The 21,300-nt window shown below is 64.2% G+C and carries 18 protein-coding genes; 10 read left to right on the top strand and 8 right to left on the bottom strand.

Going from position 1 to position 21,300, the window contains the following annotated elements; genetic code table 11:
• Nucleotides 1–300: 300 nt before the first annotated feature.
• The 3 genes from CIT26_RS03720 to CIT26_RS03710 all read left to right on the top strand — a co-directional run bounded on the left by CIT26_RS03720 (nt 301) and on the right by CIT26_RS03710 (nt 5,647).
• Complete coding sequence (locus CIT26_RS03720; protein WP_095491299.1) at nt 301–2,328, top strand: hydantoinase/oxoprolinase family protein; 2,028 nt, start codon at nt 301–303, stop codon at nt 2,326–2,328.
• Between the two features lie 365 nt (nt 2,329–2,693).
• Entirely contained in the window at nt 2,694–4,868 is a 2,175-nt protein-coding gene (locus tag CIT26_RS03715; RefSeq protein ID WP_095491298.1) for a malate synthase G, read from the top strand.
• A 236-nt stretch (nt 4,869–5,104) separates the two neighbouring features.
• Complete coding sequence (locus CIT26_RS03710) at nt 5,105–5,647, top strand: hypothetical protein (RefSeq protein WP_095491297.1); 543 nt, start codon at nt 5,105–5,107, stop codon at nt 5,645–5,647.
• A 137-nt stretch (nt 5,648–5,784) separates the two neighbouring features.
• On the opposite strand, the gene CIT26_RS03705 is transcribed toward CIT26_RS03710, so the two are convergent.
• Together CIT26_RS03705 and gshB are read right to left on the bottom strand one after the other, a co-directional pair.
• Nucleotides 5,785–7,317, bottom strand: coding sequence for a YifB family Mg chelatase-like AAA ATPase (locus CIT26_RS03705; protein WP_095491296.1), 1,533 nt, complete (start codon nt 7,315–7,317; stop codon nt 5,785–5,787).
• A 182-nt stretch (nt 7,318–7,499) separates the two neighbouring features.
• Nucleotides 7,500–8,441: a glutathione synthase gene (gshB, locus tag CIT26_RS03700; RefSeq protein WP_095491295.1), complete on the bottom strand. Its 942-nt coding sequence runs from the start codon at nt 8,439–8,441 to the stop codon at nt 7,500–7,502.
• 393 nt (nt 8,442–8,834) lie between these two features.
• Here gshB and CIT26_RS03695 point away from each other — a divergent pair, with 393 nt between their 5' ends.
• The 7 genes from CIT26_RS03695 to CIT26_RS03665 all read left to right on the top strand — a co-directional run bounded on the left by CIT26_RS03695 (nt 8,835) and on the right by CIT26_RS03665 (nt 14,957).
• The gene (locus CIT26_RS03695) at nt 8,835–9,602 is read left to right on the top strand and encodes an SDR family NAD(P)-dependent oxidoreductase (RefSeq protein WP_095491294.1); all 768 of its coding nucleotides are present in this window, start codon (nt 8,835–8,837) and stop codon (nt 9,600–9,602) included.
• Complete coding sequence (locus tag CIT26_RS03690) at nt 9,599–10,552, top strand: 2-dehydro-3-deoxygalactonokinase (RefSeq protein WP_095491293.1); 954 nt, start codon at nt 9,599–9,601, stop codon at nt 10,550–10,552. The genes CIT26_RS03695 and CIT26_RS03690 overlap by 4 nt, the downstream gene beginning before the upstream one ends.
• Nucleotides 10,549–11,190, top strand: a complete 642-nt coding sequence (locus tag CIT26_RS03685) for a 2-dehydro-3-deoxy-6-phosphogalactonate aldolase (RefSeq protein WP_095491292.1) — start codon at nt 10,549–10,551, stop codon at nt 11,188–11,190. Before CIT26_RS03690 ends, CIT26_RS03685 begins: the two co-directional genes overlap by 4 nt.
• Nucleotides 11,187–12,068 carry an SMP-30/gluconolactonase/LRE family protein gene (locus CIT26_RS03680; protein ID WP_095491291.1) on the top strand — a complete coding sequence of 294 codons (882 nt, stop codon included), beginning with the start codon at nt 11,187–11,189 and terminating at the stop codon, nt 12,066–12,068. Before CIT26_RS03685 ends, CIT26_RS03680 begins: the two co-directional genes overlap by 4 nt.
• Nucleotides 12,069–12,245: 177 nt before the next feature.
• Nucleotides 12,246–13,316 carry a D-alanine--D-alanine ligase family protein gene (locus CIT26_RS03675; protein WP_095491313.1) on the top strand — a complete coding sequence of 357 codons (1,071 nt, stop codon included), beginning with the start codon at nt 12,246–12,248 and terminating at the stop codon, nt 13,314–13,316.
• Nucleotides 13,317–13,329: 13 nt separating this feature from the next.
• A complete protein-coding gene (locus CIT26_RS03670; protein ID WP_245319079.1) occupies nt 13,330–14,583 on the top strand; it encodes an NAD(P)/FAD-dependent oxidoreductase in 1,254 nt (417 codons plus the stop codon).
• Nucleotides 14,584–14,603: 20 nt separating this feature from the next.
• On the top strand, nt 14,604–14,957 hold the full coding sequence (locus CIT26_RS03665) for a cupin domain-containing protein (protein WP_095491290.1): 354 nt from the start codon (nt 14,604–14,606) through the stop codon (nt 14,955–14,957).
• 23 nt (nt 14,958–14,980) lie between these two features.
• On the opposite strand, the gene CIT26_RS03660 is transcribed toward CIT26_RS03665, so the two are convergent.
• The 6 genes from CIT26_RS03660 to dnaK form a co-directional block, all read right to left on the bottom strand.
• A complete protein-coding gene (locus tag CIT26_RS03660; protein ID WP_095491289.1) occupies nt 14,981–15,268 on the bottom strand; it encodes a DUF1330 domain-containing protein in 288 nt (95 codons plus the stop codon).
• A gap of 168 nt (nt 15,269–15,436) precedes the next feature.
• The gene (gene pyrF, locus CIT26_RS03655) at nt 15,437–16,120 is read right to left on the bottom strand and encodes an orotidine-5'-phosphate decarboxylase (protein WP_095491312.1); all 684 of its coding nucleotides are present in this window, start codon (nt 16,118–16,120) and stop codon (nt 15,437–15,439) included.
• Between the two features lie 20 nt (nt 16,121–16,140).
• Nucleotides 16,141–16,737 (bottom strand): NADPH-dependent FMN reductase, encoded by a 597-nt coding sequence (locus tag CIT26_RS03650; RefSeq protein WP_095491288.1) that lies wholly within the window; start codon nt 16,735–16,737, stop codon nt 16,141–16,143.
• A 265-nt stretch (nt 16,738–17,002) separates the two neighbouring features.
• The gene (gene pmtA, locus CIT26_RS03645) at nt 17,003–17,608 is read right to left on the bottom strand and encodes a phospholipid N-methyltransferase PmtA (protein ID WP_095491287.1); all 606 of its coding nucleotides are present in this window, start codon (nt 17,606–17,608) and stop codon (nt 17,003–17,005) included.
• 143 nt (nt 17,609–17,751) lie between these two features.
• On the bottom strand, nt 17,752–18,882 hold the full coding sequence (dnaJ, locus tag CIT26_RS03640) for a molecular chaperone DnaJ (protein ID WP_095491286.1): 1,131 nt from the start codon (nt 18,880–18,882) through the stop codon (nt 17,752–17,754).
• Nucleotides 18,883–19,093: 211 nt separating this feature from the next.
• The gene (dnaK, locus tag CIT26_RS03635; protein ID WP_095491285.1) at nt 19,094–21,010 is read right to left on the bottom strand and encodes a molecular chaperone DnaK; all 1,917 of its coding nucleotides are present in this window, start codon (nt 21,008–21,010) and stop codon (nt 19,094–19,096) included.
• Between the last annotated feature and the right edge of the window lie 290 nt (nt 21,011–21,300).

Raw genomic sequence — 21,300 nt, 5'->3', positions numbered from 1 at the left:
GCAAAATGATGCGTGCAGGCTGGAACGATGCTTATCTCTTCCAGCTCATGACTCAAATGCGATAGCCCTGCCTCGAGGGGGAGATGTCGCCGAAGGCGACAGAGGGGGGTAGCTGCGCATCAAGCGCCGACTTCTTCTTTCGCCCTATAAGAGCTTGGCGCTCGACGCGAAGCGCCCCCCTCGGCGACATCTCCCCCTCAAGGAGGGAGATTAGGCGCTTGGCCCAGCGCTCGCGGCTTTATCCGTCGTTCCGTATCGGCTAAGGGGCGGGGACGAAATTCGCCGGACCGCTGCCAGAATATGACCGCCAAGACTAAATCCTCCCCCCTGTTCCTCGGCATAGACACCGGCGGCACCTATACCGACGCCGTGCTGTGGTCGGAAGCCGGCGGGCCAAGCGGCAAAGTGCTGGCCAAGGCCAAGGCGCTGACCACCCGCCACGATTTGGCGGTCGGCATATCGGGCGCGGTCGATGCGGTGCTGCAAAAAGCCGGCACCGACCCTGCAGCGATAAAACTGGTGTCGATGTCGACGACGCTTGCCACCAACGCGCTGGTCGAGGGCCAGGGCGGCCGCGTCGCGCTGGTGATGATCGGTTTTTCCGAGGGCGATCTTGCCCGCGACGGTCTGAAGGCGGCACTAGGCACCGACCCGGTCGTGTTCTGCCCCGGCGGCCACGATGTCCACGGCAATGCCGCCACGCTCGACCTGTCCGGGCTGGAAGCGGCGCTGCCGGAACTGGGCGCCTCGGTGTCGGGCTTTGCCGTCTGCGCCTATTTCGCCACCCGCAATCCGGCGCATGAGCTAAGCGCCCGGAACCTGATCCGCGACATAACAGGCCTGCCGGTCACCGCCAGCCACGAGCTTTCGGCCAAGCTCGGTGGCCCGCGCCGGGCGCTGACGACGCTGCTCAACGCCCGGCTGATCTCGATGATCGACCGGCTGGTGGCGGCGACCGAGGGCTTTCTCGCCGCGCGCGGCATCGCCGCACCGCTGATGGTGGTGCGCGGCGACGGCGCCTTGGTCTCGGCCGCCTTTGCCCGGCAGCGGCCGATCGAGACGATCCTGTCCGGCCCGGCCGCCAGCCTGGTCGGTGCCCGCCACATGACCGGTCTCGACGATGCTGTCGTCTCCGACATCGGCGGCACCACCACCGACGTCGCCGTGCTCGACAAGGGCCGTCCCAGGCTCGATCCGGAAGGCGCTACCGTTGGGGGCTTCCGCACCATGGTCGAGGCCGTCGCCATGCGCACCTTTGGGCTCGGCGGCGATTCCGAAGTGGCGTTGGAGGACGGCGCGCTCAACCCAAAAATCCTGCTTGGGCCGCGCCGCCTGGTGCCGCTGGCGCTGGCCGGCATGATGCATGGCGAGGCTGTCACATCGGAGCTCGAACGTCAGCTGCGGGCGCCCAATCCCGGCCGCATGGATGGCCGCCTGGCGGTCAGGACCGGCGTGCCGGAGCGGCTCGCCGCTGGTCTGACCGGCGCCGAGGCCAAGCTCTATGAGATGATCGGCGCGACCCCGCTCGCCGTCGACCGGCTTTTGACCTCGAACGCCCAGAACGCCACCTTGAACCGGCTGGTGTCGCGCGGGCTGGTGCATGTCGCCGGCTTCACGCCGTCGGATGCCGCCCATGTGCTGGGCAAGCAGGCGAATTGGGATGCGGTCGCCGCCCGTCTGGGTGCGGAGCTGTTCGCCCGCAAGCGCGACGGCCGCGGGCAGGCGATCGCCGCCTCGCCGGAGGCGATCTCGGAACGGGTGCTGACCGCGCTGACCCGCCTGTCGGCGGAAGTCATCCTCGAAACCGCCTTTGCCGAGGACGGGCTCGACGGCGCGGCGACCGTGGCGCACGCGCTGGTCCAGCGCGCTGTCGACGCGCACCCCGGCATCGCCCGCCTCAGCGTTGCACTCGACCGGCCGGTCATCGGCCTCGGCGCATCGGCGCCGCTGCATTATGGCGGGCTGCCACCGCTGGTCGGCAACGGCTGCGTGGTCCCCGAGGATACCGACGTCGCCAATGCGCTCGGCGCCGTCGTCGGTCAGGTCAGGGTTTCGGCGGAAGCGCGGGTCAGCCAGCCCAAGGAAGGGCTGTTTCGCGTTGCCTCGGGCGAAACCGTGCGCGATTTTTTAGACGAGGCGGCGGCGATCGCGGCGGCGGAAATCGATGTGCGGACAATCGCCGCCGGGCGGGCAAAGGACGCCGGCACCGACAGCGCCGAGATCGAGGTCGCCAGCGAGTTCCGCGTCTCGACCGTCGAAGGCCAGCGCATGTTCATCGAGGCGCATGTGGTGGCGGTGGCGTCCGGCAGGCCAAGGATTGCGGTGTGATTTAGCCAATCTCCCCCCTTGTGGGGGAGATGTCCGGCAGGACAGAGGGGGCTGTCGATCGCGGCATCATTCCAGCTTGGGTTCCTCGCCCCACGAAGTGGGGGAGAGGTGGCTCGGCGAAGCCGAGACGGAGAGGGGGACTGCGCCTTACGAATGCCCCCCCTCCGTCCGCTTCGCGGCCACCTCTCCCCCGCTTTACGGGGCGAGGAACCCAGGCCCGCCGGCATCTCCCACGAAGTGGGGAGATTGGCAGCTTTGGCCGGCGGCGAAAATGCCCTACGTTCACCTTAAGCGGAATTGACCCTGCAACCATGGCATGTCAAACGCCCGGTGCCGGCTACCGCCAAAGCCTTGGAGACACCCTGATGACCGATCGCGTCGAAATCGCCGGATTGCGGATTGCCCGCGAGCTTTATGATTTCGTCGTGAACGAGGCGCTGCGGGGCACCGGCATTGCAGCCGACGCGTTCTGGACCGGCTTTTCGGCCATCGTTCACGACCTTTCGCCGAAGAACCGGGCGCTACTGGAAAAGCGCGACGCCATGCAGGACAAGCTCGACCGCTGGTATCGCGACAATGGCGCGCCCGGCGACATGGAAGCCTACAAGGCGTTCCTGAGGGAGATCGGCTATCTCGTGCCGGAAGGGCCGGCCTTCTCCGTCGCGACCGAAAATGTCGACCCGGAGATCTCGGTGGTTGCCGGGCCGCAATTGGTGGTGCCGGTGATGAATGCGCGCTATGCGCTGAATGCCGCCAATGCGCGCTGGGGCTCGCTCTATGACGCGCTCTATGGCACCGACGCCATTCCCGAGACGGACGGCGCCGAGAAGGGCGGGAGGTTCAATCCCGTGCGCGGCGCCAAGGTCATTGCCTGGGCGAAGGATTTTCTCGACGAGTCGGTGCCGGTCACCTCGGGCAAATGGGCTGGGGTGAACGGGCTTTCGGTTGCCAACGGCATGTTGCGGCTGGGCGAGGGCGCCGGCGCCACCACGCTTGCCGACCCAAAACAGTTTGCCGGCTATCGTGGTGATGCCGCCAACCCCGAGGCCGTCCTACTCACCAGGAATGGCCTGCACATCGAGATCGTCATCGACCGCAGCAACCAGATCGGCAAGACCGATCCGGCCGGCATCGCCGATGTTATCTTGGAATCGGCGCTGACCACCATCCAGGATTGCGAGGATTCAGTCGCCGCGGTCGATGCGCAGGACAAGGTCGTGGTCTACCGCAACTGGCTCGGCCTGATGAAAGGCGACCTTGCCGAGGAGATCACCAAAGGTGGCAAGACGTTTACGCGAAAACTCAATCCCGACCGGTCGTATACCGCGCCTGATGGCGGCGCGCTGACGCTGCCCGGCCGCTCGCTGATGCTGGTCAGGAACGTCGGTCACCTCATGACCAATCCGGCGATAACGGACCGCGACGGCAACGAGGTGCCGGAAGGCATCATGGATGCGGCGATGACGGCGCTGATCGCGCTGCACGATGTCGGCCCGAACGGCCGCCGCGCCAATTCCCGCGCCGGCTCGATGTACGTCGTGAAACCCAAGATGCACGGACCGGAGGAAGTCGCCTTCGCCGTCGAGATCTTCGACCGGGTCGAGGCGCTGCTCGGCATGACGAAAAACACCATCAAAATGGGCATCATGGACGAGGAGCGGCGCACCACCGTCAACCTCAAGGAGGCGATCCGCGCCGCCAAAGACCGCGTCGTCTTCATCAACACCGGTTTTCTCGACCGCACCGGCGACGAGATACACACCTCGATGGAAGCCGGCCCGATGATTCGCAAGGGCGACATGAAGCAGGCCGCCTGGATTGCCGCCTACGAAGCCTGGAACGTCGACACCGGGCTGGAATGCGGGCTGGCCGGCCATGCCCAGATCGGCAAGGGCATGTGGGCGATGCCCGATCTGATGGCGGCAATGTTGGCCGAGAAAATCGCTCACCCCAAGGCCGGCGCCAACACCGCCTGGGTGCCGTCGCCGACGGCGGCGACGCTGCACACCACCCACTATCACAAGGTCGACGTCCATGCCGTCCAAGTGGCGCTGAAGAGCCGGCCGAAGGCCAAGCTCGACGACATATTATCGGTGCCGGTAGCGGTGCGGCCGAACTGGTCTCAGGAGGAAATCCAGAAGGAGCTCGACAACAACGCGCAAGGCATTCTGGGCTATGTCGTTCGTTGGATCGACCAGGGCGTCGGCTGCTCGAAAGTGCCCGACATCAATGACATCGGCCTGATGGAGGACCGCGCCACGCTGCGCATCTCCTCGCAGCATATCGCCAACTGGCTGCATCATGGCGTCTGCACCTCAGACCAGGTGATGGAGACGATGAAGCGCATGGCTGGCGTCGTCGACCGCCAGAACGCAGGCGATCCGCTCTACCGGCCGATGGCGCCCGACTTCGACAAGTCGATCGCCTTCCTCGCTGCTTGCGACCTCGTCTTCAAGGGTCGCGTCCAGCCCAACGGCTACACCGAGCCGGTCCTGCACGCGCGCCGGCTGGAGCTGAAGGCGAAGGAGCGGGCTGGATAGCAAGCCGCCGTTGCCAAGGCGCAGTCTCACCATACGACGCGCGAAATAGAAAATCGTCCGATGCCGCGCGTTTGAGATGCCCGGTCTGAATCACCCGACGGATATTAGACATCGCTAAAATGGCGTTGTCCCGGTGCATGCCATCTGCTAGAATTTTGACCACCGACAAACGGCTCTGGGAGGCCGTGCGTCCGACATCATGCACAAGATCAACTCAAAAAAACCGGAGAACGGCCATGAAACGGCTTCTGACGGTCGCTGCGCTTTTGGCGGCGGGCAGTTTGTTTGCGATGCAAGGCGCAGCCGCCGATGACGCTGCGATGATCAAGAGCGCTGAATCCGCCGCACCCCCTGCTGTAGCAAGCAGCGCTACGATCCACGCTATGGATGAGAAGGGTGCAATGCGCACATTGCGCGAGGGCACAAACGGCTTCTGGTGCATGCCCGACAACCCGGCCACACCTGGCCCGGATCCAATGTGTGGCGATGCCAACTCGATGGAGTGGGCGAAGGCGTGGATGGGAAAAAAGGAACCGCCCAAGGGCAAGGTCGGCTTCATGTACATGCTGTCCGGCGGCACTGACGGCAGCAACACCGATCCTTATGCGACAAAGCCCGAGCCCGGCAACAATTGGATCGAGACTGGACCGCACGTGATGATCGTCAACGCAACGGATATGATGCAAGGCTATCCGGCGGACCCCAAGCCTGACACGTCCAGGCCATTTGTGATGTGGGCGGGCACTCCCTACGCACATCTCATGATCCCGGTTAAATAGCTGCCGTGGAAATGATTGGCGATAGCGACAAGGCTGCGTAGCGAAGGGGGCAGATCAGGCCCGTGTCTCTTCGGCGACCTATGGCCGCCGGCGATGGGGCTCCGAGGTCAAGCTTTCCGGCACCCGAACGTTGCACTCTATGCCGCCTGCGCCATCCGCTCCGAACTCATGCGATAGGAAATCGCTTCCGCCAGATGGATACGGCTGACCGTCTCGCTCGCCTCGAGATCGGCCAGCGTTCGCGCCACTTTCAGCACCCGATGATAGGCCCGTGCGGAAAAGCCGAGCTTTTCGCTGGCATCCCGGAGCAGCGACAGGCCTGATGCATCCGGCATGGCGATCTCTTCAATGACGGCGGGCGAGCAATGCGCGTTGGTGGTGGCGGACGTCGCGCCGAGCCGTTCGAAACGCTCGCGCTGGATCGTCCGGGCGCGTGCCACGCGCAATGCCACCGCGGCGCTTTTCTCCGCCCGGTCCGGCCGGATCAGATCGCTGGCCGAGACCGCCGGCACTTCGATCCGGAGATCGATGCGGTCGAGCAGCGGGCCGGAAATGCGCGCCTGGTAGTCGGTGCGGCAACGGTCGCCGCGCAGGCAGCGATAGCCGGGCTCGCCGGCCATGCCGCAGCGGCACGGGTTCATCGCCGCGACCAGCTGGATGCGCGCCGGATAGGTGACGCGATGATTGGCGCGGGCAATCATGCAGTCGCCGGTCTCCAGCGGCTGGCGCAGCGCATCGAGCGCCTGCGGCGAGAATTCGGGAAACTCGTCAAGGAACAGCACGCCGTGATGGGCAAGCGAGGCCTCGCCCGGCCGCACGCGCAGGCCGCCGCCGACCATCGCCGCCATCGAGGCTGAATGGTGCGGCGCGCGGAACGGCCGCCGGTCGGTCAGTTTTCCTTCGCCGAGTTCGCCTGCCACCGAGGCGATCATCGAGACTTCGAGCAATTCCCTCGGTGCCAGTGGCGGCAGGATCGACGGCAGCCGCTGCGCCAGCATCGATTTGCCGGATCCTGGCGGTCCGACCATCAGCAGATTGTGGCCGCCGGCCGCCGCCACTTCCAGTGCCCGCTTGGCGGTCTCCTGGCCCTTGATGTCGGCGAGATCCGGCAGGTCGCGCGCCGAGGCATGGATGCCGGCTTCCGGCCGCGACAGGACCTGCGTGCCGCGAAAATGATTGGCGATGGCGATCAGGCTGCGTGGCGCCAGAATGTCGAAATCCTTGCCGGCCCACGCCGCTTCCGGGCCGCAGGCGAAAGGGCAGATCAGGCCCTTGCCTTCGGCATTGGCGCCGATCGCCGCCGGCAGCGCGCCGGCGACAGCGGCGATGGTGCCGTCGAGCGACAGCTCGCCAAGCACGACATAGCCGGCCAGCATGTCGCCCGGAATCGCCCCCAATGCCGCCATCAGGCCGAGCGCGATCGGCAAATCGTAATGGCTGCCTTCCTTGGGCAGGTCAGCCGGCGCCAGATTGACCGTGACCTTCTTCGACGGCATCGACAGGCCCGACGCGTGCAGGGCCGCCTGCACCCGCTCGCGGCTTTCGGCCACCGCCTTGTCGCCGAGGCCGACGATGTGCATGTTGACCTTGCCCGGCGCGATCATCACCTGCACGTCGACCGGTACGGCCTCGATGCCCTGGAAAGCGACCGTGCGGACCCGCGCAACCATTTTTCGTCCCCCGGATATGGGCTCGCCCGAAGCCCATGCGATCATGCCGCGAACGGCGTCACCGGAAACAACCACAGATTTCGGGCGAAGGCAAGAACATTACGGGAACAATTGAACGCTACGCTCTGATGGCGTTGCGTCGGCTACGGGTCGGAAAACCGCTGTTCCGCCAAGCATGGGCGCTACTTGCGTTTGCCCTCGACCGCATCCCAGAACAGGCTGGCGATATCGGCGCCACCAAAACGCTGCACCTCGCGCACGCCAGTCGGCGACGTCACGTTGATCTCGGTCATGTAGTCGCCGATCACGTCGATGCCGACGAGGATAAAGCCGCGCTCCTTCAGCGACGGGCCGATGCGGGCGCAGATCTCGCGTTCGCGCTCCGTCAATTCGGTTTTTTCGGCGCGGCCGCCGACATGCATGTTGGAGCGTGAATCAGTCTCGGCCGGCACCCGGTTGATGGCGCCGACCGGCTCACCGTCGATCAGGATGATGCGCTTGTCGCCGGCGCGCACCTCCTTGAGATAGCGCTGCACGATGTAAGGCTCGCGGAACAACTGCCCGAACATCTCGAGCAGCGAGGCAAGGTTGCGGTCGGCCTCGTGCAGGTGGAAGATGCCGGCGCCGCCATTGCCGTAGAGCGGCTTGACGATGATGTCGCCGAACTCCTTGCGGAAGGCGGCAACCTCCAGCGGGTCCTTGGTGATCAGCGTTTCCGGCATCAGGTCCGGAAATTCGGTGACGAAGATCTTTTCCGGGCTGTTGCGCACCCAGGCCGGGTCGTTGACCACCAGCGTCTTGGGACGGATACGCTCGAGGATATGCGTCGTGGTGATGTAGTTCATGTCGAACGGCGGATCCTGCCTGAGCAGGATGACGTCCATCTCCGACAGGTCGGTGCGGACTTCTTCGCCGAGCGAATAGTGATTGCCCTTCTCATCGCGGACCTGCATTGCCTCGATGCGGGCAAACACCTTTCCGCCGCGCAGCAACAGGCGGTCGGGCGTATAATGGAACAGCTGGTGGCCGCGCCGCTGCGCTTCCAGCGAAAGCGCGAAAGACGTGTCGCCGGCAATCGAGACGGTGGAGATGTGGTCCATCTGGACGGCGATTTTCAGAGGCATGGCGGATCTCCGGCGGATCGGATGGGCAGCTGTGCTTGCCCTTACAACCTCGCCGGTCATCTGCCAATCGCGAGATTTTGAGGATTGCCTGCTGCAAGCTGGACGTCTGTCGGTCAGTTGCAGACAAAGCGAGGCTGTGCGTGCGCTCGATGCCTTCGTGGAGTTGGCCGCCGCTGCGAGGACGCGTAGTGGGGCGTGATCGCCTTTTTGTCTGACATAGCCTCGGGAATCGGTTTTTCTCCCTTGCTCCCCCGACCGGGCTGGCTAGGATGCGCGCCGACTGAGCCGCGCGTCCTTTTGGACGCGGAAAGGACGCTGTAGCACTTTGATTTTGCGCATGATCCTTTCCGAAAATCGAAACCGATTTTCGGGGTCATGCGCAGGGAGAAAAAGATGATGCCATCGGCGCGCTTTGCCGACCTTGAAGGTGCTTCGGTGCTGATTACCGGCGGCGGTTCCGGCATCGGCGCGGCGCTGACCGAGGGTTTTGCCCGCCAGGGGGCAAAGGTCGCCTTCATCGACATCGCCGACGGCCCGAGCCTGGCGCTGGCCGATCGCATCGAGAAGGATCTCGGCCGGCGGCCCCTCTATCTCAAGACAGACATACGCGATATCGAAGCGCTGCGGGCTTCAGCCGCCAGGGCGGCCGAAGCGCATGGCGATGTTACGGTGCTGGTCAACAATGCAGCAGTTGACGATCGCCACGCGGTGGAGGATGTCACCGTGGAGTTCTGGGACAACAACCAGGCGGTCAATCTGCGTCCGCATTTCTTCACCGCACAGGCGGTGGCGCCAGGCATGAAGCGCGCCGGCGGCGGCTCAATCATCAACTTCACGTCGACGTCGTTTCTGATCAACCACCCCGACATGCCGGCCTATACCGCGGCCAAGGCCGGGATCGTCGGCCTGACCAAGGGGCTTGCCGGCAAGCTCGGCGTCGACGGCATTCGCGTCAATGCGATCGCACCCGGCTGGGTGATCACCGAGCGGCAGAAGGAGCTCTGGGTTAGCGAACAGGCGCTCGCCGCCCATATTGCCAAGCAATGCATCAAACAGGTGATGCAGCCGGAAGACATTGTCGGCACGGTGCTGTTCCTGGCGTCGGATGCTTCGCGGATGCTGACCGCGCAGATGCTGATCGTCGATGGGGGCTTCCTGTGAACTCAGCGAGCAACGTGCCTTCTGTGGCCGCTGTCGACTGGGGCACGACCCGTCTCAGGGTCTGGCTGGTCGATGAGGCCGGAAAAATCCTTGCCGAGCGTCGCGGCGACGACGGGCTGATCACCGCGCAAGCCGCCGGGTTTTCGACCATCCTCGAAGGACATCTGGCGGCGATGGGCGCGCCGGAAGCGATGCCCGTCATCATCTGCGGCATGGCCGGATCGCGCCAGGGCTGGCTGGAGGCGCCCTATGTCACCGTGCCGGCGCCGATCGGTGCCATCCTTGCCGGTGCTGCGCGCGTCCCCGGCCAGCGCCGCGACATCCGGATCGTGCCGGGCCTGGCCCAGCGCCAGGCCGACGCGCCGGACGTCATGCGCGGCGAGGAAACGCAGCTTGCCGGCGCTGGTTTGCCGGCAAAGGGCCGCCATCTCGTCTGCATGCCCGGCACTCATTCGAAATGGGTTTTGGTCGAGGACGGCGCCGTTGCCGGTTTTGGCACCTGGCCGACCGGGGAGCTGTTTTCGGTGCTGGCGGCGCATTCGATCCTGCGCCATTCGCTTGGCGAGCAGCCACAGCCGGTTGCATCAGGCAATCCGTTTTTTCAGCGCTGGTGCGAGCAAGCGCTGGCCGAGGGCGGCGATGTCACCTCGAGACTGTTCTCGATCCGCGCCGCGGGCCTGCTGCAGGACCTGAAACCCGACGATGCCGCTGCTTGCCTGTCCGGCCTGCTGATCGGCGGCGAGATCGCGTCGGCCAGCCGCCGTTACCGGAAAGGCACGGAGTCCGTCGTGCTGATTGCCTCCGGCGCGCTCGGCGCGCTCTACACTGAGGCGCTCGGCCTTGCTGGACTCGCGGTTCGGACCGTCGATGCCGACGAGGCGGTGCGCGCCGGCCTGATCGAGGCGGCGCGCGAAAATGGCATGATTGCTGGAAGCGGAGTTGCCGCATGACCGAGACCGCACCGTTTCCGAAGCTCGGGCGCGGGCTTGTCGCCATCCTGCGCGGCCTAAAGCCGGACGAGGCGGTGGCCATTTGCCGGGCGATCTTCGAGGCCGGCATCGAAGCGATCGAAGTGCCGCTCAATTCGCCGGACCCGTTTATCTCGATCGCGAGGATTGTTGACGCGCTGCCGGCGACGGCACTGGTCGGCGCCGGGACTGTGCTGACCGCGGCCGATGTCGACGGATTGCACAACGCCGGCGGGCGGCTGCTGGTCAGCCCCAACATCGATGCCGATGTCATGGGCCGGGCGATGCATTACGGCATGGTGACGATGCCCGGTGTGTTCACGCCGACTGAGGCCTTCCAGGCCATCCGGCTCGGCGCCTCGGCGCTGAAATTCTTCCCGGCGAGCGTGCTCGGCGCGGCCGGCATCGCGGCGATGCGCGCCGTTTTGCCGGCTGAGACGCTGGTCGGTGCGGTCGGCGGCGTTTCGGAAAAGGACTTTGCCGGCTACAAGGCGGCCGGCGTCAGCGTCTTCGGCCTCGGCTCCAGCCTGTTCAAGCCAGGCATGAGCGCCGATGAGGTAGCAACGCGGGCGCAGGCCGCAGTCGCGGCCTGGGATGCGGCGTTTGGAGCGGCGCGATGAGCGAAGCCATCGTTTCGGTTTTTTCCGACCATGTCTGCCAGCTCGGCGAAGGGCCGAGTTATGACCCCGTCACCGATACGCTTTACTGGTTCGACATCGTCAACGGTCAGCTTCTGGAAAAGCCCCTTTCCGGCGGTGCGGTGAAAATCCACGAGCTTGGCCAGATGGCCAGCGCGATAGCCGTCATTGATGACAAAAGACAGCTGATCGCCACCGAAACCGGCCTGCATGTCCGCGACGTGGCGACCGGCAAGATGACGCTGCATACGGCGATCGAGGCCGACAACCCGACGACGCGCTCGAACGATTCGCGCGTCCACCCCTGCGGCGCATTCTGGGTCGGCACGATGGGCAAGGGTGAGGAAAAGGCCGCCGGCTCGATCTACTGGTTCTTCAAGGGAGAGTTGCGCCGGCTTTATTCCGACATCACGGTGTCGAACTCGATCTGCTTTTCCGAAGATGGAACGATCGCCTGTTACACCGATACCAGCACCGGCCTGTTGATGCGCGTCGCCTGCGATCCAGCGACCGGCCTGCCGGTCGGCGAACCGAAGATCTTCGTCGATCACCGCAAGGCCAAGGGCTATATCGACGGTTCGGTGCTCGATCGCGACGGTGTCCTGTGGAACGCCTGCTGGGGCGGCAGCGTCATCGAAGCCTACGGGCCTGACGGCAAGCTCATCCGTTCGGTCGCGATGCCGGTGACGCAACCCTCCTGCCCGGCCTTTGTCGGCAGGGATGCCGACCGGCTGGCGGTCACCTCTGCCTGGTCGGGCAAGGATGAGAAACAGCGCCTGCTGGATCCGCAAGCCGGCATGACGTTTCTGCTCGATATTCCGGTCAACGGCCGCTTCGAGCCGCGCGTGCTGATCGCCTAGACCATGATCCCGAACCTTCGGTTCGGAAACGATCACGGTCAACATGAAGATAGCGCCAGCACTGTCGTGCAGGCGTCCAGCTGACGTCGGTTTTCCGCGAAAGCCGAATGCGTCTGCCGTGCGATGGTAGGCAATCGCGCTGCCAGGACCCGTTCATCCCCGGGGATCGTGAATCTCATGTCAAGCCGCAAGCCGAAGCTGATCCTTGTCTACGAGCCTGAAAAGGCCTGCTTCGACCGGCTGGTCGCCGATGGTCACGTGCCGGCGCGCGCCGCCGAAATCGCCTCCTATCTGGCGCAGTCGACCGACATCGCCCCTGAGTTCGACGCGCTGGCGGCAGCCTGCCAGACGCGCGGCCTGTCCTTCGTGCCGGTGGAACTCGACGATGCCGCAAGCGTGCTTGCCGGTGAGGGCCTGGACACGACGCTGGTGTGGACGTTGACCGACGGCATCGCCTATTTCCGCGGCGGTACAGCGCCGGCTCTGGCAAGACTGAACGGCCTGAAGGTACTCGGCGCCGACGATGCGCTGTTTGCACTCTGCCAGGACAAATTCCGCTCCGGCGCCGTGCTCGGCGCACTCGGCCTGCCGGTGCCGCAATCCGGTTTGGCCCGCGACGGTCATTGGCTGGTCGAGCCACCGGCTTCGCCAACCGGTTGGTTCGTCAAGCCGAACCGGCTCGGCGCCAAAATCGGCATCTGGCCGGATTCGCGCAGCAGCGATCTCGGCCACGCGCTGGAGCTTAGCCGGCGCGTCTTCGCCGCCTATCGCGACGACGTCGTCGTGCAGCCCTATGTCGCCGGGCACAACGCGCGCGCAAGTTTTCTCGGCCTGAAGCCGGACACCGGGGTCGAGGCGCTCGGCATCGCCTTTGTCGATCCGGGCGGTGATTTCCAGACCATGGCGGACAGCCTGGCGCTTTACGGCGACACCGGCGAGGCTGCCAAGGCGGCGGGAACATATGCCGAGCCGGTGCTGCTGCCGGTCACCGCCAGCCAGCCGCGAGCCGATTCAACCATCCGCCAAATCGCGCAAAGTCTGATGGTCGGGCTCGACTTGCGGGATGTGTTTTCCATAGACTTCCGGGTCGAAGCTGACGACAGTGTCCATCTCATCGAGTTCGAGGTCTGCCCCGGCCTGCCCTGCTTCGATTTCCGCGCCTATTGCCGCACGCAGTGGGAGATGGGCCTCGCCGATGCGATGGCCGAGACCGCTGCGAGTCGTTTTGGTCGATTGGCCGCGTCTTGAGCAGAAATCCTGCGTGAAGCTGCCCGGACTGAAGCAGGCAGCGCCCCACCTCAACATTGTTATCGTCGAGAAGGAGTTCGCCGGCTTCGGTGCTTCGGGACGCAATGGCGGCTGGCTGTCCGGCGGGTTCTCATGGTCGCGCGAAAAATATGAGAAAGCAACTTCGCGCGCTGGAGTCATTGCCATGCAGGCGGCAATGACGGGTACGGTGAACGAGGTCATATCGGTCGCGGAAACCGAAGGCATCGACGCCGACATACGCCGCACCGACGAACTGCTGGTCGCAACCAACGAGGCGCAGGAGCAGCGCGCCAAGGCGATGTATGCCGATGCCAGGTCCTGGGAGCTGACTGACGATCGCGTCGGGTATATCGATGCAGCGGAGACGCGCCGGCGCATAGCGGTACACAACGCGCGCGGCGCCTTCGTCATCAAGAAAGTTGCGCGGGTTCAGCCCGCAAAGCTGGTGCAGGGGCTCGCCAAGGCAGTGGAGCGCCTCGGTGTCCCGATCTACGAACAGACCACCGTGCTGTCGATCGAAAAAGGCAAGGTCGTAACCAACCGAGGCGTCGTGCGCGCCGAAAAGATCGTGCGGGCGACCGAGGGTTTTACTGCGGGAATTGCCGGCCACGAGCGGCTGTGGTTGGCGCTCAACAGCGCCATCGTCGTGACCGAGCCGTTGTCCGACAAGCTATGGAGCGAAATCGGCTGGGATGGCTATGAGGTGCTTGGCGATGCCGCACACACATACTGCTACGCGCAGCGCACCCGGGAAGGACGCATTGCCATGGGCGGGCGCGGCGTGCCCTATCGGTTCGGCTCGAAGACCGACGTGCGAGGCGTTACCCAGCAGGCGACGATCGACAAGCTGCACAAAATCCTGACGACGCTTCTGCCGCAGACCAAGGGGCTCAGGCTCGACCATGCGTGGTGTGGAACGCTGGGCGTGCCGCGCGACTGGTGCACGACGGTGGGCTTTGACAAGCAGACCGGAATAGGCTGGGCAGGCGGCTATGTCGGCCTCGGCGTTTCCACCTCCAACCTCTCGGGACGCACTCTGACGGATCTGCTGCTGGGCAACGACACCGAGCTGACGCGGCTTCCCTGGGTCAATCGAACCGTGCGCAAATGGGAGCCGGAGCCGCTGCGCTGGCTCGGCGTCCATTCGATGTATCAGCTCTATCGAATCGCCGACGAGCGCGAAGCAAAGGGGCTGCCGCGTACATCGCGGCTGGCGGCCCTGGCCGATCGCATCACCGGCCACTGAACCGCATCGAGGATTTAGGAATGATCGACTTCAAGACCTTCGCCCACCTTGCGCATATCGACCTCGGTGAGCCCCAGCCGAAACCCACCTCGGTGGAAGGCGATCAGCTGGAAGCAGCCAACACCCTCTGGACTTCGGAAGATGGCAAGATCGAAGTCGGTGTCTGGGAATGTTCGCAGGGCCGGTTCACCGCGCGCCGAGACACGAATTCCGAGATTTGCCACATCGTCTCCGGCCGCGTGACGCTGCACGGTCCCGACGGCGCCGCCAAAGATGTCGGGCCTGGCGAATTGCTTGTCCTGCCCCTTGGCTGGGAGGGCGAATGGACCATCCATGAGAAAACGCGCAAGCTTTACATCCTGCATTCGATCTGACCGCCGCAGCGGTTGCCGCTGAACTAAACCCCTTCGACCAGCACGATCTCGCCGTCGGCTACCTTCTGGCGGATCGCCACGGCGCGTTGATACTCCGGCGAGTGATAGCAATCGTGCGCCGCAGCCAATGACGGAAACTCGATGATCACGTTGCGGTCGCGGCCCGGCCCTTCTGCCTTTTCATGCGCACCGCCTCGTGCCAGGAAAACGGCGCCGAAACGATCGAAAGCCGGTTTGGCTGCAGTGACATAGTCCTTGTAGCCTTCCGCATCGCGCACATCGACGCGGGCGATCCAGTACCCCTTGGACATGCTTTTTCTCCTCGTTTTGGCCGTGCGGACCGATTTTGAAAGTCGCTCCGGCGAGATGGCTGGAGGTGTTTTCGAGAACCGGAGCGGAGCGTACTTAAAGTATATGAGCACCGGAAGCGGAGAAAACGCCGGCCAGACGGCCGCCGGAGTAGAGTTTCGGAATTGGTCCTAGGCCGAGCGCATTTCGTCAAGAATTGCTTCCGCGACCGCTCGCCTGTCGGCGGCGCCGACGATCGGCCGGCCGACGACGAGATGGCTGGAGCCGTTGCGGATCGCCTGCGCCGGCGTGACCACGCGTTTCTGGTCGCCATGGTCGCTGCCCTTGGGCCGTATCCCCGGCGTGACGACGGCCATGTTGGGCCCGACGATCCGGCGCACCGCTTCCGCTTCCTCGGCCGAGCAGACGATGCCCCCCATGCCGGCATGCAGCGCCTGTTCGGAGCGCCTCAGCACCAGCGTATGCGGGTCATGCTCATAGCCGGCGTCGATCACGTCCTGCTCGTCCATCGAGGTCAGCACGGTGACGCCAAGCAGGCAGAGATCGCTGCCCCTGGCGGCCTCGACTGCTGCTTTCATCGTCTTCGGATAGGCGTGCAGCGTCAGCATGGTCATGCCCATCCTGGCAATGGCCTCGACGCCCTTGGCCACCGTGTTGTCGATGTCGAGCAGCTTCATGTCGAGGAAGATCCGGGTGCCGCCGCTGGCGAGCTCGCGGGCGAAGTCGAGGCCGCCGGCGAAGGCGAGCTGGTAGCCAATCTTGTAGAAGGAGACGACCCCGTCGAGCTCGCGCACGGCCTTCTCGGCTTCCTTCAGCGTCGGCACGTCGAGGCCGACGATCAGCCTGTCTTGCATGGTTTCGGCGCGCTGCTGGATCACGCCTCGATCCGCGTCGACAGCAGGCGCGAGGTTTCGATCAGCGTGCGGCATAGGTGCTCCATCGATCTGTGCAGTCTCTCGTCCCTGAAATTCCCGTCCTCGTCGAAGGCGTTGCCGCCCTCCGGTACCGAGCACTCCGGCGTCACCACCTCCATCTGGCAGCGCACCAGCACGGCGCGCAGATGGTTGATGCAGCGTACCCCGGCGAAGCGTCCTTTGGAAGACGAGCAAAGACCAGCGGGCTTGCCGGTGAACGGCCTGAACGACCGCCCGCCATCCATGCGCACCCGGCTCACCCAATCGATGGTGTTCTTGAGCAGCGGCGGGATCGAGCCGTTATATTCGGGCGTCGCGATCAGCAGCCCGTCATGGGCGGCGATCTGCCGGGCAAGCTTGATGGCGTTTTCAGGAATGCCTTTCTCCTTTTCCAGATCCTCGTCGAGGATCGGCAGCGGATAGTCGGCAAGCGAGATGCGGGTCACCTCGGCACCCTGCAGGGCGAGTTCCTTCTGCGCCACATCGGCGGTCCTGCCGCTGTAGGCGCCAGTGCGAATCGAACCTGCGAAGACGAGAATTTTCGGGATCACTGCCATTGGCCACCCTTGTTCCCGGACAGGTACAGCCAAGGATCGGTCAAATCAACGCACCGGCCCCAAAAATCGAAAAGCGATGTTTGGGGCACATGCGCGAAGGGTGTGTTGAAATTCAGGTCAGGCCGAGCCGGAGTCGAAGACGGGCGCGAAGCGACCAAACAGGTTGGTTCCGAGAACCGGAGCGGAGCGTACTTGAAGTATGTGAGCACTGGAAGCGCAGGAAGCTGCCATTTGCAGGCCGGCCTCACCTGAATGTCGGCACACCCTAATGCGCCCCGCGCCGGTAGATCCACAGCTGCGTCGGCGGGATGTTGCGGATGACGAAATGGAAGTGCTCGACCGTGTAGTCGCCGCGGCCGGGCGGGATCGGCGACAGCGGGCCGTAGGTCAGCTGCACAATCGGGCGGCCTGTCGGGATGCGGTCGAGAAGGCTTTCGACATAGGCGATGCGCTGGGCGACCGGGAAATTGAGCAATGGCACGCCGGAGACGACCGAATCGAAGGTCAGGCCGCTCTTGTCGCCGAGTGTCGCATCGAGATTGAAGGCGTCGCCCTCGATGATGTTGACGCCGGGATAGAGCTGGCGCAGATGGCGCACGAAATCGGGGGAGTATTCGACTGCGTAGAGATTTTCAGGCTTTACGCCCTGGGCGAGGATGGCTCGGGTGATGACGCCGGTGCCGGGCCCGACTTCGAGCACCGGCAGGCCCGAGTTCGGGTTGACGACGGAGGCCATCTTGCGGGCCGTAATGGAACTGGTCGGCACGATCGAACCGACCGCCTTCGGCTTGTCGATCCAGCCCTTGAAGAACTTCAGTTCGTCGTCGAACTTTTCCGCCAGCGCCTTTCGCAGTCCGGGACCATGTGCCATGCAAGTTCTCCTGAACGCTTCCCCCGAGAGGCTACTTAGCAGCTACGCGGTCCAAGGCAAGGCGGATGCCGGCATAAGATGTTGATGACGCTAGGGAAGCTTCCGCTCAGTTGTACTCTACACCCGATTGGCGGGAATCGGCATCAGCGCTCGCCGAAGGCTTCGAAAAAGTCCTTCATGCGGGCGAAAAAGCCGCTCGACTGCGGCGAATTATCCTTCGAGGAAAGCTGCTCGAACTCCTCCAGCAACTCGCGCTGGCGGCGGGAAAGGTTTTGCGGCGTTTCGACCGCGGTCTGGATATAGAGATCGCCGACATTGTGCTGGCGTAGCACCGGCATACCCTTGCCCTTGAGGCGGAACTGGCGGCCGTTCTGGGTGCCTTCCGGCACTTTCACTTTCGTCTGGGTGCCGTCCAGCGTCGCCACCTCGAAGGAGCCGCCAAGTGCTGCCGTCGTCATCGAGATCGGCACCTTGCAGTAGAGATCGGCCCCGTCGCGCTGGAAGAATTCGTGCGGCTTGACCGCGAGGAAAATATAGAGGTCGCCCGACGGGCCGCCGCGCAGGCCGGCCTCGCCCTCATTGGCAAGGCGGATGCGGGTGCCGTCCTCGATGCCGGCCGGGATGTTGACCGACAGCGAGCGCTCCTCGGTGACGCGGCCCTGGCCGGCGCATTTCGGGCACGGCTCCTTGATGGTCTGGCCACGCCCCTGACATTGCGGGCAGGTGCGCTCGATCGAGAAGAACCCTTGCGTGGCGCGTACCTTGCCGTGGCCATTGCACATCGAGCAGGTGACGGGCTGGGTGCCGGGCTTGGCGCCGCTGCCGGAGCATTCCGTGCAGGAGATCGAGGCCGGCACGTGAATCTGTGCGGTCTTGCCGGTAAACGCCTCCTCCAGCGTGATTTCCATATTGTAGCGCAGGTCGGCGCCGCGCTCGCGGCCACCTGAGGAGCGGCGCTGGCGCCCGCCCATCATGTCGCCGAAAATATCCTCGAAGATGTCGGCGAAGCCGCCGGCGCCGAAGCCGTGTGCGCCGCCGTTCATGCCGCCCTGTTCAAAGGCGGCGTGGCCGAAACGGTCGTAGGCCGCGCGTTTCTGCGGGTCCTTCAGCGTCTCGTAGGCTTCGTTGATTTCCTTGAATTTGTGCTCGCAGGCATGATCGCCGGGATTGCGATCCGGATGGAACTGCATGGCGAGCTTGCGGAAAGCGCTCTTGAGCTCCTTCTCGTCGGCCCCCTTTTGCACGCCCAACGTTTCGTAGAAATCAGCTTTCATCTTTTCCTGCAGTCCGGATACTCAACGTCTTGAAGCCTTGTTGCGTCGTTTGCCGGCACGCTGTTCCGATTTAGGTGCGATGGAGCCGGGATGCCAGTGTTGACACGGGCTTGCTCGCACTTTTTCGATCAGGGCCGCACTTTTTCGGCTAGAGTTGCAAAAAAGCCCGGCTTTGCGCCGGGCTTTCTGCCTAAACCTGCCGTCAGGCCGCTCAGGCCGACTTCTTCTTGTCGTCGTCCTCGTTGATTTCCTCGAAATCGGCATCGACCACGTCGCTGTCCTTGGCGGCATCCGCCTTGGCGTCAGCCTCCGCGGCTTCCTTCTGCGAAGCCTCGTACATGGCCTGGCCGAGCTTCATCGAAGTTTCTGCGAGCGCCTGGGTCTTGGCTTCGATCTCGGCCGCGTCGTCGCCTTCGGCAGCGGTCTTCAGCGCCGCGATCGCATCGGCGATCGCCGTGCGGTCGGCCTCGGAAACCTTCTCGCCATATTCCTTCAGCGACTTCTCCGAGGAATGCACCAGCGCCTCGGCCTGGTTGCGGGCCTCGACCAGCGCGCGCCGCTTCTTGTCGGCCTCGGCATTGGCTTCGGCGTCCTTCACCATCTTCTCGATGTCGGCGTCCGAAAGGCCGCCAGACGCCTGGATGCGGATCTGGTGCTCCTTGCCGGTGCCCTTGTCCTTGGCCGAGACATTGACGATGCCGTTGGCGTCGATGTCGAAAGTGACCTCGATCTGCGGCACGCCACGCGGCGCCGGCGGAATGCCGACCAGGTCGAACTGGCCGAGCGCCTTGTTGTCGGCGGCCATTTCACGCTCGCCCTGGAAGACGCGGATGGTCACGGCCGACTGTGAATCCTCCGCCGTCGAGAACACCTGGCTCTTCTTGGTCGGGATCGTCGTGTTGCGCTCGATCAGCCGCGTGAACACACCACCCAGCGTCTCGATGCCGAGCGACAGCGGCGTCACGTCGAGCAACAGCACGTCCTTGACGTCGCCCTGCAGCACGCCGGCCTGGATGGCGGCGCCCAATGCGACGACCTCATCCGGATTGACGCCCTTGTGCGGCTCCTTGCCGAAGAACTGCTTCACGATCTCCTGGATCTTGGGCATGCGGGTCATGCCGCCGACCAGGACGACCTCGTCGATTTCGCCGGCTTTCAGGCCGGCATCCTTGAGCGCCGCCTTGCAGGGATCGATCGTGCGCTGGACGAGATCCTCGACCAGGCTCTCGAACTTCGCCCGCGTCAGCTTCAGCGTCAGGTGCTTGGGACCGGTGGCATCGGCGGTGATGAAGGGCAGGTTGATCTCGGTCTGCGTCGTCGACGACAGCTCGATCTTGGCCTTTTCGGCCGCTTCCTTAAGGCGCTGAAGGGCGAGCTTGTCGCTCCGCAGGTCGATGCCCTGTTCCTTCTTGAACTCGGCCGCCAGATATTCGACCAGACGCATGTCGAAATCCTCGCCGCCGAGGAAGGTGTCGCCATTGGTCGACTTCACCTCGAAGACGCCGTCGCCGATTTCGAGCACCGAAATGTCGAAGGTGCCGCCGCCAAGGTCATAGACGGCAATGGTCTTGCCTTCCTTCTTGTCGAGACCATAGGCAAGCGCGGCCGCGGTCGGCTCGTTGATGATGCGCAGCACTTCGAGGCCGGCGATCTTGCCGGCATCCTTAGTCGCCTGGCGCTGGGCGTCGTTAAAATAGGCTGGAACGGTGATGACCGCCTTCTCGACCTTCTCGCCGAGATAGGCTTCCGCCGTTTCCTTCATCTTCTGCAGGATCATCGCCGAGATCTGGCTGGGTGACTGCTTCTTGTCGCCGGCCTCGACCCAGGCGTCGCCATTGTCGCCCTTGACGATCTTGTAGGGGACAAGCTTCTTGTCTTTTTCCGTCACCGGATCGTCATAGCGGCGGCCGATCAGGCGCTTGACCGCGAAGATGGTATTTTCAGGATTGGTGACTGCCTGGCGCTTGGCCGGCTGGCCGACGAGGCGCTCGCCATCGCTGTTTATGGCGACGATGGAAGGGGTCGTGCGCGCGCCTTCCGCATTCTCGATCACCTTCGATTCCTTGCCATCCATGATGGCGACACAAGAGTTGGTGGTCCCCAGATCGATACCGATTACTTTTGCCATTTTTCTAATCTCTCCGCTAAGCAGGCTCTCAGGACCCGTACAGGCGTTCCGGCGAAAGCCCCTGTTCACAAGAAATTCCGCTTCGGCAACCGGCATTCCGGCGTCGAACGGCTTGGCGCGTATATAAGAACAGGCTGCGCGGCGCGCAAGCATTCTGCGCAAGGCGTCCAACATCCTTTTCTCGGGCCGGCCGGTTGTTCTCCGGCCATGGCTCCCCTGAACCTTTCCGCGTCCGTTCGCGACTGACACCAAGGTGCGCCGCATGGTGCGGCCCTGGAAAGGAAAGCCCC

It is taken from the genome of Mesorhizobium temperatum, from assembly GCF_002284575.1.
In the GTDB taxonomy this organism is placed as follows: domain Bacteria; phylum Pseudomonadota; class Alphaproteobacteria; order Rhizobiales; family Rhizobiaceae; genus Mesorhizobium; species Mesorhizobium temperatum.
The sequence above is the reverse complement of the archived record's forward strand: the minus strand, read 5'-3'. Positions and strand labels throughout refer to the sequence as shown.

Bases quoted from the DNA above. Each gene is read 5' to 3' on its own strand.
- CIT26_RS03685 (WP_095491292.1), top strand. From the start codon at position 10,549: ATGACCGAGACCGCACCGTTTCCGAAGCTCGGGCGCGGGCTTGTCGCC.
- CIT26_RS03705 (WP_095491296.1), bottom strand. From the start codon at position 7,317: ATGGTTGCGCGGGTCCGCACGGTCGCTTTCCAGGGCATCGAGGCCGTA.
- CIT26_RS03715 (WP_095491298.1), top strand. From the start codon at position 2,694: ATGACCGATCGCGTCGAAATCGCCGGATTGCGGATTGCCCGCGAGCTT.
- pyrF (WP_095491312.1), bottom strand. From the start codon at position 16,120: ATGCAAGACAGGCTGATCGTCGGCCTCGACGTGCCGACGCTGAAGGAA.
- CIT26_RS03695 (WP_095491294.1), top strand. From the start codon at position 8,835: ATGATGCCATCGGCGCGCTTTGCCGACCTTGAAGGTGCTTCGGTGCTG.
- dnaJ (WP_095491286.1), bottom strand. From the start codon at position 18,882: ATGAAAGCTGATTTCTACGAAACGTTGGGCGTGCAAAAGGGGGCCGAC.
- pmtA (WP_095491287.1), bottom strand. From the start codon at position 17,608: ATGGCACATGGTCCCGGACTGCGAAAGGCGCTGGCGGAAAAGTTCGAC.
- CIT26_RS03710 (WP_095491297.1), top strand. From the start codon at position 5,105: ATGAAACGGCTTCTGACGGTCGCTGCGCTTTTGGCGGCGGGCAGTTTG.
- gshB (WP_095491295.1), bottom strand. From the start codon at position 8,441: ATGCCTCTGAAAATCGCCGTCCAGATGGACCACATCTCCACCGTCTCG.
- dnaK (WP_095491285.1), bottom strand. From the start codon at position 21,010: ATGGCAAAAGTAATCGGTATCGATCTGGGGACCACCAACTCTTGTGTC.
- CIT26_RS03650 (WP_095491288.1), bottom strand. From the start codon at position 16,737: ATGGCAGTGATCCCGAAAATTCTCGTCTTCGCAGGTTCGATTCGCACT.
- CIT26_RS03665 (WP_095491290.1), top strand. From the start codon at position 14,604: ATGATCGACTTCAAGACCTTCGCCCACCTTGCGCATATCGACCTCGGT.
- CIT26_RS03675 (WP_095491313.1), top strand. From the start codon at position 12,246: ATGTCAAGCCGCAAGCCGAAGCTGATCCTTGTCTACGAGCCTGAAAAG.
- CIT26_RS03680 (WP_095491291.1), top strand. From the start codon at position 11,187: ATGAGCGAAGCCATCGTTTCGGTTTTTTCCGACCATGTCTGCCAGCTC.
- CIT26_RS03720 (WP_095491299.1), top strand. From the start codon at position 301: ATGACCGCCAAGACTAAATCCTCCCCCCTGTTCCTCGGCATAGACACC.
- CIT26_RS03660 (WP_095491289.1), bottom strand. From the start codon at position 15,268: ATGTCCAAGGGGTACTGGATCGCCCGCGTCGATGTGCGCGATGCGGAA.